Origin of the sequence: Actinophytocola sp. (assembly GCF_036402745.1) — a bacterium.
Classification (GTDB): domain Bacteria; phylum Actinomycetota; class Actinomycetes; order Mycobacteriales; family Pseudonocardiaceae; genus Actinophytocola.
In genome coordinates, this window is sequence record NZ_DASWSJ010000378.1 from 29,966 (window position 1) to 43,231 (window position 13,266).

13 protein-coding genes are annotated in these 13,266 nt (G+C 71.2%); 9 read left to right on the top strand and 4 right to left on the bottom strand.

What is annotated here, in order from left to right; translation table 11 throughout:
* The first annotated feature begins 5 nt into the window (after positions 1-5).
* The 5 genes from VGD70_RS33350 to VGD70_RS33370 all read left to right on the top strand — a co-directional run bounded on the left by VGD70_RS33350 (position 6) and on the right by VGD70_RS33370 (position 4,433).
* A complete protein-coding gene (locus VGD70_RS33350; RefSeq protein ID WP_331088501.1) occupies positions 6-1,031 on the top strand; it encodes a methyltransferase in 1,026 nt (341 codons plus the stop codon).
* Positions 1,032-1,076: 45 nt separating this feature from the next.
* Positions 1,077-2,342 (top strand): erythromycin esterase family protein, encoded by a 1,266-nt coding sequence (locus VGD70_RS33355; RefSeq protein WP_331088503.1) that lies wholly within the window; start codon positions 1,077-1,079, stop codon positions 2,340-2,342.
* Positions 2,343-2,350: 8 nt separating this feature from the next.
* The gene (locus tag VGD70_RS33360; RefSeq protein ID WP_331088504.1) at positions 2,351-3,196 is read left to right on the top strand and encodes a hypothetical protein; all 846 of its coding nucleotides are present in this window, start codon (positions 2,351-2,353) and stop codon (positions 3,194-3,196) included.
* A gap of 11 nt (positions 3,197-3,207) precedes the next feature.
* Complete coding sequence (locus VGD70_RS33365; protein ID WP_331088506.1) at positions 3,208-3,975, top strand: SDR family NAD(P)-dependent oxidoreductase; 768 nt, start codon at positions 3,208-3,210, stop codon at positions 3,973-3,975.
* 98 nt (positions 3,976-4,073) lie between these two features.
* Entirely contained in the window at positions 4,074-4,433 is a 360-nt protein-coding gene (locus tag VGD70_RS33370; protein WP_331088508.1) for a hypothetical protein, read from the top strand.
* A 56-nt stretch (positions 4,434-4,489) separates the two neighbouring features.
* On the opposite strand, the gene VGD70_RS33375 is transcribed toward VGD70_RS33370, so the two are convergent.
* Both VGD70_RS33375 and VGD70_RS33380 read right to left on the bottom strand, forming a co-directional pair.
* The gene (locus VGD70_RS33375; RefSeq protein ID WP_331088510.1) at positions 4,490-5,509 is read right to left on the bottom strand and encodes an NAD-dependent epimerase/dehydratase family protein; all 1,020 of its coding nucleotides are present in this window, start codon (positions 5,507-5,509) and stop codon (positions 4,490-4,492) included.
* Complete coding sequence (locus VGD70_RS33380; RefSeq protein ID WP_331088512.1) at positions 5,506-6,852, bottom strand: nucleotide sugar dehydrogenase; 1,347 nt, start codon at positions 6,850-6,852, stop codon at positions 5,506-5,508. Before VGD70_RS33380 ends, VGD70_RS33375 begins: the two co-directional genes overlap by 4 nt.
* A 277-nt stretch (positions 6,853-7,129) precedes the next feature.
* On the opposite strand from VGD70_RS33380, the gene VGD70_RS33385 reads away from it, so the two are divergent.
* On the top strand, positions 7,130-7,693 hold the full coding sequence (locus tag VGD70_RS33385) for a hypothetical protein (protein WP_331088514.1): 564 nt from the start codon (positions 7,130-7,132) through the stop codon (positions 7,691-7,693).
* Positions 7,694-8,013: 320 nt separating this feature from the next.
* On the opposite strand, the gene VGD70_RS33390 is transcribed toward VGD70_RS33385, so the two are convergent.
* Both VGD70_RS33390 and VGD70_RS33395 read right to left on the bottom strand, forming a co-directional pair.
* On the bottom strand, positions 8,014-8,874 hold the full coding sequence (locus VGD70_RS33390) for a hypothetical protein (RefSeq protein ID WP_331088516.1): 861 nt from the start codon (positions 8,872-8,874) through the stop codon (positions 8,014-8,016).
* Positions 8,875-8,963: 89 nt separating this feature from the next.
* On the bottom strand, positions 8,964-10,142 hold the full coding sequence (locus tag VGD70_RS33395) for a glycosyltransferase (protein ID WP_331088517.1): 1,179 nt from the start codon (positions 10,140-10,142) through the stop codon (positions 8,964-8,966).
* Between the two features lie 168 nt (positions 10,143-10,310).
* Here VGD70_RS33395 and VGD70_RS33400 point away from each other — a divergent pair, with 168 nt between their 5' ends.
* From VGD70_RS33400 to VGD70_RS33410, 3 genes are read left to right on the top strand one after another with little or no spacing between them, the layout of a single operon-like run.
* Positions 10,311-10,751 (top strand): FdtA/QdtA family cupin domain-containing protein, encoded by a 441-nt coding sequence (locus VGD70_RS33400; protein ID WP_331088519.1) that lies wholly within the window; start codon positions 10,311-10,313, stop codon positions 10,749-10,751.
* Positions 10,748-11,863, top strand: a complete 1,116-nt coding sequence (locus VGD70_RS33405; RefSeq protein ID WP_331088521.1) for a DegT/DnrJ/EryC1/StrS family aminotransferase — start codon at positions 10,748-10,750, stop codon at positions 11,861-11,863. Before VGD70_RS33400 ends, VGD70_RS33405 begins: the two co-directional genes overlap by 4 nt.
* 34 nt (positions 11,864-11,897) lie before the next feature.
* Complete coding sequence (locus tag VGD70_RS33410) at positions 11,898-13,205, top strand: glycosyltransferase 87 family protein (RefSeq protein ID WP_331088522.1); 1,308 nt, start codon at positions 11,898-11,900, stop codon at positions 13,203-13,205.
* The last annotated feature ends 61 nt before the right edge of the window (positions 13,206-13,266 follow it).

Sequence of the window (13,266 nt, forward strand, 5' to 3'; positions counted from 1 at the left end):
CTGACGTGACCGACCAACCATCCATCGAGGACATCACCGCCGTCCAGGAGCTGATGTTCCCCTCGGCCGCGCAGTCCATCCGGGTCGTCGCCGAGCTCGGCATCGCCGACCTGCTCGTCGACGGGCCGCTGCCGATCGGTGAGCTCGCGGCCAAGGCCGGGGCCGCGGCGCGGCCGCTGTCCGGCGCGTTGCGGGTGCTCACCGTGGAGGGCGTGTTCGCCGAGCCGACGCCCGGCGTGTTCGCCAACACCACCCGCTCGCACCTGCTGCGCCAGGGCGTGCCGGACTCGCAGTTCGTCATGTCGGGCCTGGGCGCGTCGGACTGGCTGTGGGCCAGCTACGGCGCGCTCGGGCACAGCGTGCGCACCGGCGCGCCCGCGTTCCCCAAGGTGTACGACACGCACCTGTGGGCCTGGCTCGGCCAGCACCCGGAGCAGGCGCGGCAGTTCAACGACGCGATGAACGAGTTCTCCAACACCCTCGGCCCGCGGATCGTGGCCTCCTACACCGAGTTCGCGAAGGCGGGTGTCGTCGCCGACCTCGGCGGCGGGATCGGGACGTACCTGACCAACATCCTGCAGGCGTACCCGTCGGTGGAGCGGGGTGTGCTGGTGGACCAGCCGTCGGTGATCGAGCAGGCCAAGGCCCGCACGGACATCGCCCCGCTGGTCCGCGATGGCCGGCTGGGCTTCTTCCCCGGCGACTTCTTCGCCGACGTGCCCACCGGCATCGACCTGTACGTCACCAAGCAGATCACCCACTCGTGGAGCGACGAGAAGCTCGTGTCGCTGCTCAAGCGCTGCCGGGACGCCTCGCCGACGGCGGGCATCGCGGCCGCGGAGCTGGTGCAGACCAAGGACGCGCCGCGGTTCGTCCGGCACTTCGACGTGATGATGTACGTGACGATGGCGGGCTTCCTGCGCACCGCCGAGGAGTACGCCGAGCTGTTCGGCCAGGCCGGCTACGAGCTGACCCGCGTGGTGCCGACCGACACCGCGTTCTCGATCATCGAGGCAGTCCCCGCCGACTAGCAGGAGTGAGCGGGAGCGACGGTTAGCGGAGGAGCGGAGCGAACCATGAACACAGAGTCCGATGTCGCGGAGTGGGTCCGCCAGCGTGGCATCCCACTGTCCACAGCGGACCCGGCAGCACCCGCCGACAAGCTCGTCAAGCTCGGCGAGTGGGTCGGCGACGCGACCGTGGTGGGCATCGGCCCGTCGACCTACGGCGGGCACGAGCAGTTCACCATGACCCACCGGATCATCCGGCTGCTCGTGGAGGAGCACGGCTTCCGGGCCGTCGCCACCGAGGACGACTGGGACGTCGTGCTCGACCTCGACCGCTACGTGCGGACCGGGGAGGGCGACCTCGAGGCGCTGCTGAAGGGCGCCGGGGTGCCGTGGCGGGCGCGTGAGCTCGCCGACGCCGTCGAGTGGATCCGGGAGTACAACACGACCCACGACGAGCAGGTGCGCCTCGTCGGCGCCGGGGTCATCGACACCCGCGCGGCGGTCTACGAGGAGGTGACGCGGTACGTCGAGCGGGTGGCCCCCGACCGGCGTGCCGCGTTGCGCTCCCACTTCGACGTGATCGAGCCGCGGACCGAGCAGCCGGTGCCGCACTTCATCATGCAGGTCACCGACAAGGACGCGTGGGTCGAGCACGCCCGGTCCGCGCTGGCCCTGGTCGAGGCGCTGCCGCACGCGGAGGGCGACGGTGCCGACGCCAGGGAGCACGCGCTCGTCGTCCAGCACGTGCGGCAGATCGTCGCCTTCTACGAGCACTACGCCTACCACCTGGTCGACGACGGCTATCGTGACCTCAAGATGGCCGAGAACCTGCGCTGGTGGCACGAGCACACCGGCGACAAGATCGTCTACTGGTCCACCAACGCGCACAGCGTGCGGTCGGCCGAGCTGACGATCTCGGTCCCGCCGCGCGGCGTGCTCACGTTCCGGCCCACCGGCGACCACCTGCGCGAGTGGTTCGGCGACGGCTACTTCTCCCTCGGCGTCACGTTCGAGTCCGGAGACGTGAACTCCGGCTGGGGCCTGCCGCCGTTCGCCAGCCGCGCGATGCCGGTGCCCAAGCAGGCCCCGGAGTTCGTCGAGCGGCACTTCGCCAACAACGGCACCCCTCGGTACCTGCTGAGCCTGCGCCACAACGTGCCGGAAGCCGTGCGCGAGTGGCTGGCCACCCCGCTGGAGAAGGCGCGGGTCATCGGGTCCATCTGCGACCCCGGCCAGGACCCGGACGGTTACTGGATGACCGGCGGCTCGCTCGCCGGGTGGTACGACGCGCTCATCCACGTCAAGGAACTCACCCCCACGACCATCCTGTGAGGCCCGCGATGGACGTTTCGACCACCCCGGATCCCGCGGTGTTCGCGGCGCGGGCCGGCGAGTGGCTGGCCCGCAAGCCGGTGGAGAACAACCTGTTCCTGGTGCACGCGCTCGACCCGGCCGGCAACCCGCCCGGGGAGAAGGAGCCGGTGTTCGCGACCGTGACCGACGGCGGCGACGTCGTCGGCGCGGCGTGGGCCAAGGCGCCGTACCGGATGACGTTGTCCGGGATGCCCGACGAGGCCGCGCACGTGCTCGCCGAGCACCTGGTGAAGGCCGGCGAGTCGCTGCCCGGGGTGAACGGCCCGACCGCCGCGGCGGCCGGGTTCGCCCACCGTTGGGCCGAGCTGACCGGCCTGTCCACGCACGTCGAGCGCGAGCAGTGGATCATGGAGTGCCGGACCACGACGAGGCCGGACGCGCCGACCGGCCGGCCGCGCCTGGCCACCGAGGACGACCTGGACACGGTCGCCGAGTGGTTCACCGCCAGCATGCGCGACATCGGCCTGCCGCCCGAGGAGATCCAGAAGCGCAGCCAGCACATGGTCGGCGGGCAGATCGCCAACCAGCGGCTCATCGTGTGGGAGGCGCCGGACGGCTCGCGGGCGGCGGCGGCCGGCTGGAACCCGCCGCTCGCCGGCGTCGTCCGGCCCTCCGGCGTGTTCGTCTCGCCGGACCACCGCGACGGCGGCTACGCCCGGCTGGTGCTCGGCGAGGTGGTCGCGCGTGCCCTGGAGGACGGCGCCGACGCCTGCGTGTGCACGCTCGACCTGACCTACGTGCCGATGCGGTCGGTGGTCGAGAAGGTCGGCTTCACCAAGCTGATCGACGTCACCGAGTACCGGTTCGACTGAGAGGCAAGCGAATGAGTGTTCCCACCTACCCCGACCTCGCCGGCAAGGTCGCCGTGGTGACCGGCGGGTCGCGCGGCATCGGCGCCGTCACCTGCCGGTTCTTCGCGGCCAACGGGATGAAGGTCATGGTGAGCGGCCGCGACAAGGACGCCATCCAGTCCGTTGTGGACGGTATCCGGGGCGACGGCGGCACGGCCGTCGGCGCGGTCGCCGACGTCACCGACGCCGCCGCGGTGGCGGAGCTGCGTGAGGCCACCGAGCGCGAGCTGGGCCCGGCCGACGTGCTGGCCGCGTTCGCCGGCTTCGACCTCGGCCAGGGCGCCCTCGACGAGGTGACCGAGGACAACTGGCACGCGGTGCTCGACGGCAACCTGACCTCGACGTTCCTGACCGTGCAGGCGTTCCTGCCGGGCATGCAGGAACGCGCGGGCGGCTCGATCATCACGATGGCCTCGACCGCGGGCCGGGCCCCGGGCCGCTCGTCGATCCCCTACGCCACCGCGAAGGCGGCGGTGCTGATGTTCACCAAGCGGGTGGCGCTCGACGCGGGCCCGCACAACGTGCGGATCAACTCGATCGCACCGTCGGCCATCCTCACCGAGCGCCAGGAGCAGCGGATTCCCGCCGAGGTGCGCGAGCAGGTGGCCAAGCAGTTCCCGATCGCCCGCTGGGGCACGCCCGAGGACTGCGCGAACTCCGCGCTGTTCCTGGCATCGAATGCTTCGGGGTGGGTAACCGGCCAGACGATCGACGTGGCCGGCGGCCGCATCATGCTGTAGCTCCGCGTTACGTCTCTCGAGTTGTTCTCGAGTCGATGCCGAGTTCGCCGTGCCCCGAATTAGTACAATTTCGGTAAATCCTGCAGAGGAGCAAGGAAATGTCGAACTACCCCACCCTCCGCAACGCGACGGTGGCCGGCCTGATCGGGATCGTCCTCGGCATCGTGGTGCTGCGCCTCGCCGGCGTGAGTATGCCCGCGGTGCCGCCGGGCGCCGTGGTCTGCCTGGTCGCGGCCGCGTTCCTCGCCTTCGCCCCGTGGCGCTGGGTGCCGATCCTGGCCATCGTCGCCGCGCTGTTCGAGGCGGTCCCGGCCACCACCGGCCTCGGCAGCTTCATCGGTGACGGTGCTCTCGACGCGGCCGGCGCGATCATCCGTTTCGTCGGCATGGCCGTCGCGCTCATCGGCGGCATCCTGGCGACCATCGCCTCGTTCAAGCGTGCGAAGACCAACGCCTGAAATTTCTCGCACGAAAATGGCGCTCCCACCCCGGGAGCGCCATTTTCGTGTGCCGGTCAGCTGGCGCCGCTGTCCGGCATGGCCAGCCACCAGTCGCTCTGCCTGGCCCACTCGATGGTCTTGGCGAGCCCGTCCTCCAGGGTGGTGCCTGGCGACCAGCCGAGCAGCCGGCCGGCCTTGCTGTTGTCCGGGACGCGCCGCGCGAGGTCCTCGTAGGACTTGCCGAGCGCCTTGCCGGTGTCCACATCGGACAGCTCGACGTCCGGGCCGGCCAGCTTGGCGATGAGCCGGGCCGCGTCGCCGATCGTGGTCTCGACCATGCTGCCGATGTTGAACGCCTCGCCGTTGGCCACCGTGCTGTCCGCGGCCTTGATGGTGCCCTCGATCGCGTCCTCGATGAACGTGAAGCACCGGGTCTGCCGGCCCTCGTCGTACACCACGACCGGCTTCCCGTTGAGCGCGCGGTGGATCGAGCGGCTCACGACGAAGCCCGGGCGCTGGCGCGGGCCGTAGGCGTTGAAGTAGCGCACGATCGTGGCCTCGAGGCCGCGCTGGCGCACGAAGGCGAACGTGAGGTGCTCGGCGAGCGCCTTGCTGGAGGAGTAGGTCCACCGGTCGGCGGACGTCGCGCCCAGCACCCGGTCGCCGTCCTCGGCCCACGGCACCGCGGGGTTCTTGCCGAACACCTCGCTGGTGCTCGCCAGCACGACCTTGGCGCCGGCGGCCGCGGCGAGGTCGAGCACGTTGCGGGTGCCGGAGAAGTTGACGTCGATGACGTCCAGCGGCCGGGCCAGGTACTGGTCGACGCCGACGACGGCGGCCAGGTGGTAGACGACGTCGACGCCCTTCGTGATGGCCTTGGCCAGCGACGCGCGGTCCAGGACGTCGCCCGCCACGTACTCGGCGTGCTCGCGGGCCACGGTCTGGTAGGCGGGCGGCGGGGCGCCGTCGAAGATGACGACCTCGTCGCCCCGCGCGACCAGCCGCTCGACCAGGTGGCTGCCGATGAACCCGCAGCCACCCGTGATGACGACCCGGCGCCCCGTGTTCGTCGGTCCGCTCGCGAGCTCGCTCATCGGCCGACCCCCCGGTACGCGAAGCCCAGCTCCCGCAGGGCGGCGATCTTCTCCCGGGAGAAGTACGCGCGGCCGTCGAGGATGAGGCAGTCGTCGGCGACCGGCAGGTCACCGAAGTCGAGGTCGGCGAACTCCCGGTGCAGCGCGAAGATCGCGATGCAGTCGGCGCCGTGCACCGCGGTCCGCAGGTCGGTCTCGAGGCTTCGGCCGAACATTTCCTCCGCCTCCGCGACGTCGACCAGCGGGTCGTAGATCGTCACCTCGCCGCAGCCGCCCACGAGCGCGGTGACCGCGTCGAGCGTCGGCGTGGCCCGCAGGTCGCCGGTGTTGTTCTTGAACGCCAGGCCCAGCACGGCAACCTTCGACGCCGCCGGGTCCTTGCCCAGCTTGGTCAGCTCGTCGATCGCGAGCTGCGCGGTGTACTCGGGCATGCCCGCGTTCACCGCGCGGCCGGCCGGCGCGGTCAGGATCTCCAGGCCCCGCTCGCGGGCGGAGTGCCACACCATCCACGGGTCCTTGGTGAGGCAGGAGCCGCCGACACCGACGCTGGGCAGCAGGATGTTGACGTTGCCGTTGCCCTTGGGGATCGAGTTCGCGGCGCGGATGACGTCGAGCGCGTCCACCCCGTACAGGGCGGAGAACTTCGCGAGCTCGTTGCCCAGCGCGATGTTCAGGTCGATCCACCAGTTGTCGGCGAGCTTGACGATCTCCGCCGCCTCGAGCGTGTCCAGCGGGATCACGTCGACGTCGAGCGACGAGCGCCAGAACTCGGCGGCGTCCTCGGCGCTGTCCTGGTCCAGCCCGCCCGCGACGATCGGGAACGTGTTGAGCTCGTGCAGCGCGGTGCCCTCGGCGAGCCGCTCGGGGGTGAACGCGAGGCCGAAGTCCTCGCCCCCCACCAGGCCGCTGCGCTGCAGGAGCGGCAGGACGAAGTTGCGGGTGGAGCCGGGCGGCACGGTCGACTTGAGGACGAACAGCTGGCCGCGGCGGATGTGCCTGGACAGCTCCAGGCACGCGCTCTGCAGCTGCTCGTCGGCGAGCGAGCCGTCCTCGCGGACGGGCGTGCCGACGGTGATCAGGACGACGTCGGCCGCGCTCACCGCCGACGCGTCGGTGGTGGCGCGCAGCTTGCCGGCCGCGACACCGGACGCGACGAGCTCGGGGAGGCCTTTCTCGGCGAATCGGCAGAAGCCGTCATTGAGCTCCTCGATGAGCTTGGTGTTGGTGTCCACACCCACGACATCCAGGCCACGGTCGGCCAGCGTGGCGGCAATGCACGAGCCGACGTACCCCAGACCAATGACCGCGACCCGGAGGTCGTGGTCGCCGGAAATGAATCGCATATGTGCTCCTCAACAGGAAAAGCCACCCGCACTTCTCGGGATATCTGCGCACAATCGTCCATTTAGGTGATCCCCGCGTCGTGAGCCGACCATCCCGGCGGCGATGGGAATTCGTCCCGGTCGCGAGTCGTCCGCGACTTTCTCGAGAGCCGCTCGAGAGCGACTCGAGGGACCCCTCCGGGACCGGTCGCGGAAACCCGGTCGAATCGGACTTCGTCAGTGGCGCAGGGTTTAATGGCAGTGACGAACGGTGGCCGATACCAGGGTGGAGAGACGCATGAGCGACACGGCGGTGCGCGCGCCGGACAAGGCCGGCCGGCGGTTCCCGAAGATGCCGCCACCGGTGCGCAAGGCGGTGCTGGTCCTGCACGTGCTGTCGGCGGTCTCCTGGCTGGGGCTCACGATCGGCAACATGACGCTGTCGGTCACGGCGACGGCCACGACGAACCCGGCGGTGCAGGTGGGCCTGTTCCACGCGCTGGACGTGTTCGGCGAGGTCCTGATGATCCCGGTGGCGTGGACGGCGTTCGCCACGGGCCTGCTGGTCTCGCTGGGCACGCACTGGGGCCTGGTGCGGCACAAGTGGGTGCTGACGAAGTTCCTCATCACGTCGGTCACGGTGCTGCTCACGACGTTCCTGCTCACGCCGGGCTTCAAGGAGCTGGGCGACATCGCCGACCGCACGCCGCCGGGCCAGCTGGTCGACCAGGCGGTCGGCGACACGATGGGCCTGATCGCGCCCGGCATCGTGTCCGGCACGTGCTACCTCACCTGCCTGGTGCTGTCGATCTACAAGCCGTGGGGCCGCACCCGGTGGGGCAAGCGCGCCGGCAACCGCTGACGGGCAGGGAGGTGCCCCCGGCCGCCAAGGGGCCGGGGGCACCTCCGATGCTCAGGGGCAGGTGAGGGTGAACGTCCCCCATCCGGGTGCGCGGGACGCCGATGCTCGGGTCCGAGTAGTACGGCGAGTTCCGCGTCCCCTCGAAGTGCCCGACCCACTCGGCGGCCGTCGTGCCGCAGGCGGCCGGAACGACCACCGCCGCCGCGCAGGCCACCGCCAAGGCTCTGAACCTCGTCTGTCCTCCCGGGTTTCCGGCCCGCCGGGGCGCGGGCCGGGTACGGGTGGCCCGGGGCCGGGGCCGGCCCCGGGCCAACGGAGGGTCAGGCGGTGCGGGTCAGGACGAAGTGGCCGTACCAGTTGCCGGGGCTGCCGCAGCATCGCGAGGTCGTGTCGCCGCTGAACTGGGTCACCGTGCCGGTGCTGCCGCACGTCACGCTCGTCGAGCCGAACTCGGTGACGAGGAAGATGACGTCGTTGACGGTGTCGATCGACCGCCACCAGATGTTGCCGCCGGCGAGCTGGACGGCGCCGCTGAGGTAGTAGACGTTGTTGGGACCGCCCTGGGTCACCACGACGTCCAGGGCGCCGGGCATCGTGAACGAGGCGGTCACCGGGGTCTGGCCGCCACCGACGGTCTCGACGATCGTGCCGGTGAACTCGCCCACCCACTGGCCCGCCGTCGTGCCGCAGGCCGCTCCCGTCGAAGCCGGGGCGGCGGCCGGGGCCGCGGCCCCGATGCGGGTCGCCGTGAACGTGCCGGGAGTGGTCGAGCCGCCGTAGTGCTCGTCGGCGGTGCCGCTGAACGCGGTGACCCGGCCGTCCGCGCCGCAGGTGACGCTCGTCGAGGTGAACGCGACGCCGAGGATGTGCCCGAGGGCGATCTGGCGGACGCTGAGCCAGTCGATGTTGCCGGCGTTGAGCACGGTGTTCCCGCTCTGGCCGTAGCGACTCGTGCCGATCGTGGTCAGGACGTTGAACGCGCTGTCGATCTCCACGGTCAGCGCGGGCGACCCGTACTGGTTGGTTTTGGTCCCGCCGAACTGGCCCGTCCATTGGGCTGCCGTCGTGCCGCAGGCCGCCGGAGCGGCAGCGTCGGCGGTGGCGGTGGCCACTGCGGTGGCCGGTGCGACGACGGCCGCCGCAGTGGCCGCGAATGCCACGGCGAGCGCTCTGAACTTCATGTGTCCTCCCAGTTTCCCGGCCCGGCGGATGCGGGCCGCGCACGTGTGGGCGCCGGGCCAGCGAGGGCCGGGCGCCTCTGCGGTGGTGCTCAGGCCAGGGCCGGCAGCTGCCGGGCCACCTCCGCGGGGGACGGCATCGCCGCGATGTCGTCGGCTATCCGGCGGGCGGCGTCCCTGCGCTCGGTGTCGACGAGGAGGCTCTTGGCCGCGGTGGCGACGGCCTCCGCGCTGACCTCGTCCAGCAGCATCTTCTCGCCGGCGCCCGCGGCGCAGACCATGTCGGCGTTCAGCAGCTGGTCCGGGCCCGGCAGGTTCTGGATGAACAGCTGCGGCACCCCGGTGGCCATCGTCGCGAAGGTGGTGCCGTTGCCGCCGTGCTGGACCACCAGGTCCACGTGCGGCAGCAGCTCGGCCTGCGCCACCCACCGCTCGACCACGACGTTGTCCGGCACCACGCGGAACTCGTCGGCCAGCTTCGGCGTCGCCACGAGGATCTGCGCGTCCAAAGTAGACAGGCCGGCGATGACCTGACGCATCGTGTTGATCACCCGGCCGTCGGACTCGGTGCCCAGCGTCATGTAGACCAGCGGCCGCTCGTCGGTCCGCGACCGCACCCACGCGGGCAGCTCACCCGGCGGCGCGAACGGCACCGGCCGCAGCTCGACGCGCTTCGTCGGCCCGGCCAGGAAACCCGGGTCCTGCAGCGAGGCCGGGGTGATGTCCAGGTACGGGTGGCCGAGGTAGGTCGTGTGCACCTCGGGCAGCTCGACCCCGAGCTCGGCGCCGTACTCGCGCAGCACCACCTCGGACATCGCGATCAGCTGGTCGTCTGCCGGCCGCGCGCGCCCGGTCCCGTGGCACAGCACCGGCACCCCGGCGACCCGCGCGGCCAGGCCCGCACCCGGGTTGTACGCGCCGTGGATCACCAGGTCCACGGCACCGCCCGCGAGCACCGGCGCCAGGTCCTCGACGAAGTTCTGCGGCATCAGCCGGCAGAACCCCATCGAGATGGCCTCCATGGCCTCCTTGTTCGGCCGCGTGTCCTCGCTCGGCACCGGCACCCCGGCCGCGTGCGCGGCCTGCGCGACGACCTCCTCGGTCGACCGCCCGGCGGCGACGACCTCGAGCCCCAGCCCGGTCAGCATCTTGTGCCGGACCTCGCCCGTCGCGAACACCACCTGATGGCCCTCGTCGCGCGCGGCCAGCGCGAGCGGCAGCAACTGGAAGAAATGCCCGTAGGCGGAAAGGCTGGAGAAAAGTACGCGCATGGATTCATGCTAGGTCCGGAAATGTCCCCGGTATTGCGGGAACTGTTCCCGGGCCACGGGGAAAAACCCACCGGTCAATATGAGCAAACCGCTGTCATCGTTGACAACCGTGCTGCGAACCATCGACCAGTGGAGTGGTTGTCAGTGACTAACCCGATGACTAACGCGATGACTAACCCGATTCCGGGGAGCGTCGGTCGGGTCAGCCCGTGCCGGCTGGTCGACCTGCCCGAGCACAGCGACCCGCGGGGCAGGCTCACCGTGGTCCAGCCGGGCACGGGCATCGACTTCGAGATCCACCGCGCCTACTACATCCACCACATCCCGGACGGCGCCGAGCGCGGCGCGCACGGCCACCGCCGGCTCCGGCAGATCATCATCGCCGTCCACGGCAGCTTCGACGTCGTCGTCGACGACGGCTTCGCCCAGGACAAGTTCACCCTCGACAACCCCAGCCGCGGTCTCTACGTCGGCCCGATGGTCTGGCGGGACATGATCAACTTCTCGCCCGGCACGGTCGGCCTGTGGCTCGTCTCCGAGCCCTACGACGAGACCGAGTACTACCGCGACTACGAGACGTTCCTGCGCGACGCGAAGGCCCTCTCATGACCGTTCCGTTCCTGGATCTGACCGCGCCCTACACCGAGCTGAAGGCCGAGCTCGACGCCGCCACCCAGCGGGTGCTGGCCTCCGGGCGCTACCTGCTCGGCCCGGAGAACGAGGCGTTCGAGGCCGAGTTCGCGGCCTACTGCGGCGCCCGCGAGTGCGTGTCGGTCGGCTCCGGCCTCGACGCGATCGTGCTCGTGCTGCGCGCCCTCGGCATCGGCGCGGGCGACGAGGTGATCGTCCCGTCGCACACGTTCATCGCCACCTGGCTCGCGGTCGCGGCCACCGGCGCCACCCCGGTGCCGGTCGAGCCGGACCCGCTGACCTACAACGTCGACCCGGCCGCCCTCGAGGCCGCGGTCACCCCGCGCACCCGGGCGATCGTGCCGGTGCACCTCTACGGCCAGCCCGCCGACCTCGACGCCATCGGCGCGGTCGCGGCCCGGCACGGGCTCGCGGTCGTCGAGGACGCCGCCCAGGCCCACGGCGCCACCTACAAGGGCGAGCGGATCGGCGCCCGGCACGTGGCGGCGTTCTCCTTCTACCCCGGCAAGAACCTCGGCGCGCTCGGCGACGGCGGCGCGGTCGTCACCGGCGACGCCGACCTCGCCGCGAAGGTCCGGCTGCTGCGCAACTACGGGTCCACGGTGAAGTACCACCACGAGGTCAAGGGCACCAACTCGCGCCTCGACGAGCTGCAGGCCGCCCTGCTGCGGGCCAAGCTCGCCCACCTCGACGAGTGGAACGCGCGCCGGTCGGCGGTCGCCGGGCGCTACGCGAAGGAGCTGGCCGGGCTCGACGATCTCGTCCTGCCGGCCACCAGCGCGTGGGCCGAGCACGTGTGGCACCTCTACGTCGTGCGCACCCCGGACCGCGCCGGCCTGCAGGACCGGCTCACCGCCGCGGGCGTGCACACGCTGGTCCACTACCCGATCGCGCCGCACCGGTCCGCGGCGTTCGGCGAGCTCGGCCTGGCCACCGGCACCCTGCCGCTGGCCGAGCGGTTCGCCACCGAGGTGCTGAGCCTGCCGATGGGCCCGCACCTCACGACCGAGCAGGTCGACGACGTCGTCACGGCCGTCCACTCAGCACTAGCCGGGAGAGCGGCTGCCTGACGCAGGACACAACTGGAGAGAGAGGCGGGAGCGCATGACAACGCTGGACGAAGCGCCCGAGACGACCACCCAGGCCAGGCCCCGGCGAGGGCTGACCAACCTGCTGCTCTTATCCGCCGGTATCGCGTTAGCCGCGCTGATCGTGCTCCTCGCCTACACGCTGCGCCATCAGGATTCGTGGTGGCAGGTGGACTTCGGCGTGTACTGGTTCGCCGGCGACACCGTGCTCAAGGGCGTCGACCTGTACCAGCTGACCACGCCGGACACGCACCTGTACTTCATCTACACCCCGTTCGCGGCGCTGTTCTTCGCGCCGCTGTCGATCTTCCCGACCGTCGTGGCGGGCTACCTCTGGGCGGGCCTCGAGGCGCTGTTCCTCACGGCGACGATCTGGATCGTGCTGGACGCGGTGGGCCTGAAGAAGCGGGCACAGCGGGCGGTGCTCACGGTCGTGCTGACGGCGGGCGCGCTGCTGCTCGGCCCGGTCGACTGGAACCTCTCCCTCGGCCAGGTGAACATCCTGCTGATGCTGCTCGTGCTCGTGGACCTGTTGCGCGGCAACGGGAAGCGCTGGCAGGGCGTGGGCATCGGGCTCGCGGCGGGCATCAAGCTGATCCCGCTGATCTACATCGCCTACCTCGCGTTCACCGGCCGCGTGCGGGCCGCGGCGACCGCGTTCGGGGTGTTCGCCGGCACCGTGCTGCTCGGGTTCCTCATGGCGCCCGCGGCCTCGGCCGGCTACTGGTTCGGCCCCGGCATGGCCGCGGACCGGATCGGCGCCCCGCAGGGTCCGTTCAACGGCTCGCTGCGTGGCGTGTTCGCCCGGCTGCTCGGCAGCCCGGACATCATCAACCTCACCTGGCTGGCCATCGCCGCCGTCGTGGGCCTGGCCGGCCTCGTCGCGGCGATCGCGCTGCACCGCAGTGGGTACACGCTGCGCGGGGTCCTGGTGTGCGCGCTGACCGCGTTGCTGGTCTCGCCGATCTCCTGGATCCCGCACTGGGTCTGGATCGTGCCGGTGCTGATCGTCATCGGCAGCTTCGCGGTCCAGAAGCGCTCGGTGTCGTGGGGCCTCGCGTTCGTGGCGACCGCGGTGGTGTTCGGGCTGCGGCTGTGGTTCTGGATCGTGCCGCTGGAGGCGTTCTTCCCGTTCAGCCCGTACAACCTGAACATGCCGGCGGCCACCCAGCTGGCCGTGGACGGCTTCCCGATCGTCGCCCTCGTGCTGATCCTCGCCCTGTCCGTCCCGCTGCTGCGGCGCCGCGGCGGGCCGTCGCCCGCGGCGGTGGCACCGCACGAGCGCATCGACGAGCCGGCCCCGGCCCTGGCCGGCCGCTCGTAACGGCGAACCGAAGCAGCGCCGCACCGGTGGAGGTGCGGCGCTGCTTCGTGCCTGGGGACCG

Bases quoted from the DNA above. Each gene is read 5' to 3' on its own strand.
- VGD70_RS33355 (WP_331088503.1), top strand. From the start codon at position 1,077: ATGAACACAGAGTCCGATGTCGCGGAGTGGGTCCGCCAGCGTGGCATC.
- VGD70_RS33360 (WP_331088504.1), top strand. From the start codon at position 2,351: ATGGACGTTTCGACCACCCCGGATCCCGCGGTGTTCGCGGCGCGGGCC.
- VGD70_RS33365 (WP_331088506.1), top strand. From the start codon at position 3,208: ATGAGTGTTCCCACCTACCCCGACCTCGCCGGCAAGGTCGCCGTGGTG.
- VGD70_RS33370 (WP_331088508.1), top strand. From the start codon at position 4,074: ATGTCGAACTACCCCACCCTCCGCAACGCGACGGTGGCCGGCCTGATC.
- VGD70_RS33375 (WP_331088510.1), bottom strand. From the start codon at position 5,509: ATGAGCGAGCTCGCGAGCGGACCGACGAACACGGGGCGCCGGGTCGTC.
- VGD70_RS33380 (WP_331088512.1), bottom strand. From the start codon at position 6,852: ATGCGATTCATTTCCGGCGACCACGACCTCCGGGTCGCGGTCATTGGT.
- VGD70_RS33385 (WP_331088514.1), top strand. From the start codon at position 7,130: ATGAGCGACACGGCGGTGCGCGCGCCGGACAAGGCCGGCCGGCGGTTC.
- VGD70_RS33390 (WP_331088516.1), bottom strand. From the start codon at position 8,874: ATGAAGTTCAGAGCGCTCGCCGTGGCATTCGCGGCCACTGCGGCGGCC.
- VGD70_RS33395 (WP_331088517.1), bottom strand. From the start codon at position 10,142: ATGCGCGTACTTTTCTCCAGCCTTTCCGCCTACGGGCATTTCTTCCAG.
- VGD70_RS33400 (WP_331088519.1), top strand. From the start codon at position 10,311: ATGACTAACCCGATTCCGGGGAGCGTCGGTCGGGTCAGCCCGTGCCGG.
- VGD70_RS33405 (WP_331088521.1), top strand. From the start codon at position 10,748: ATGACCGTTCCGTTCCTGGATCTGACCGCGCCCTACACCGAGCTGAAG.
- VGD70_RS33410 (WP_331088522.1), top strand. From the start codon at position 11,898: ATGACAACGCTGGACGAAGCGCCCGAGACGACCACCCAGGCCAGGCCC.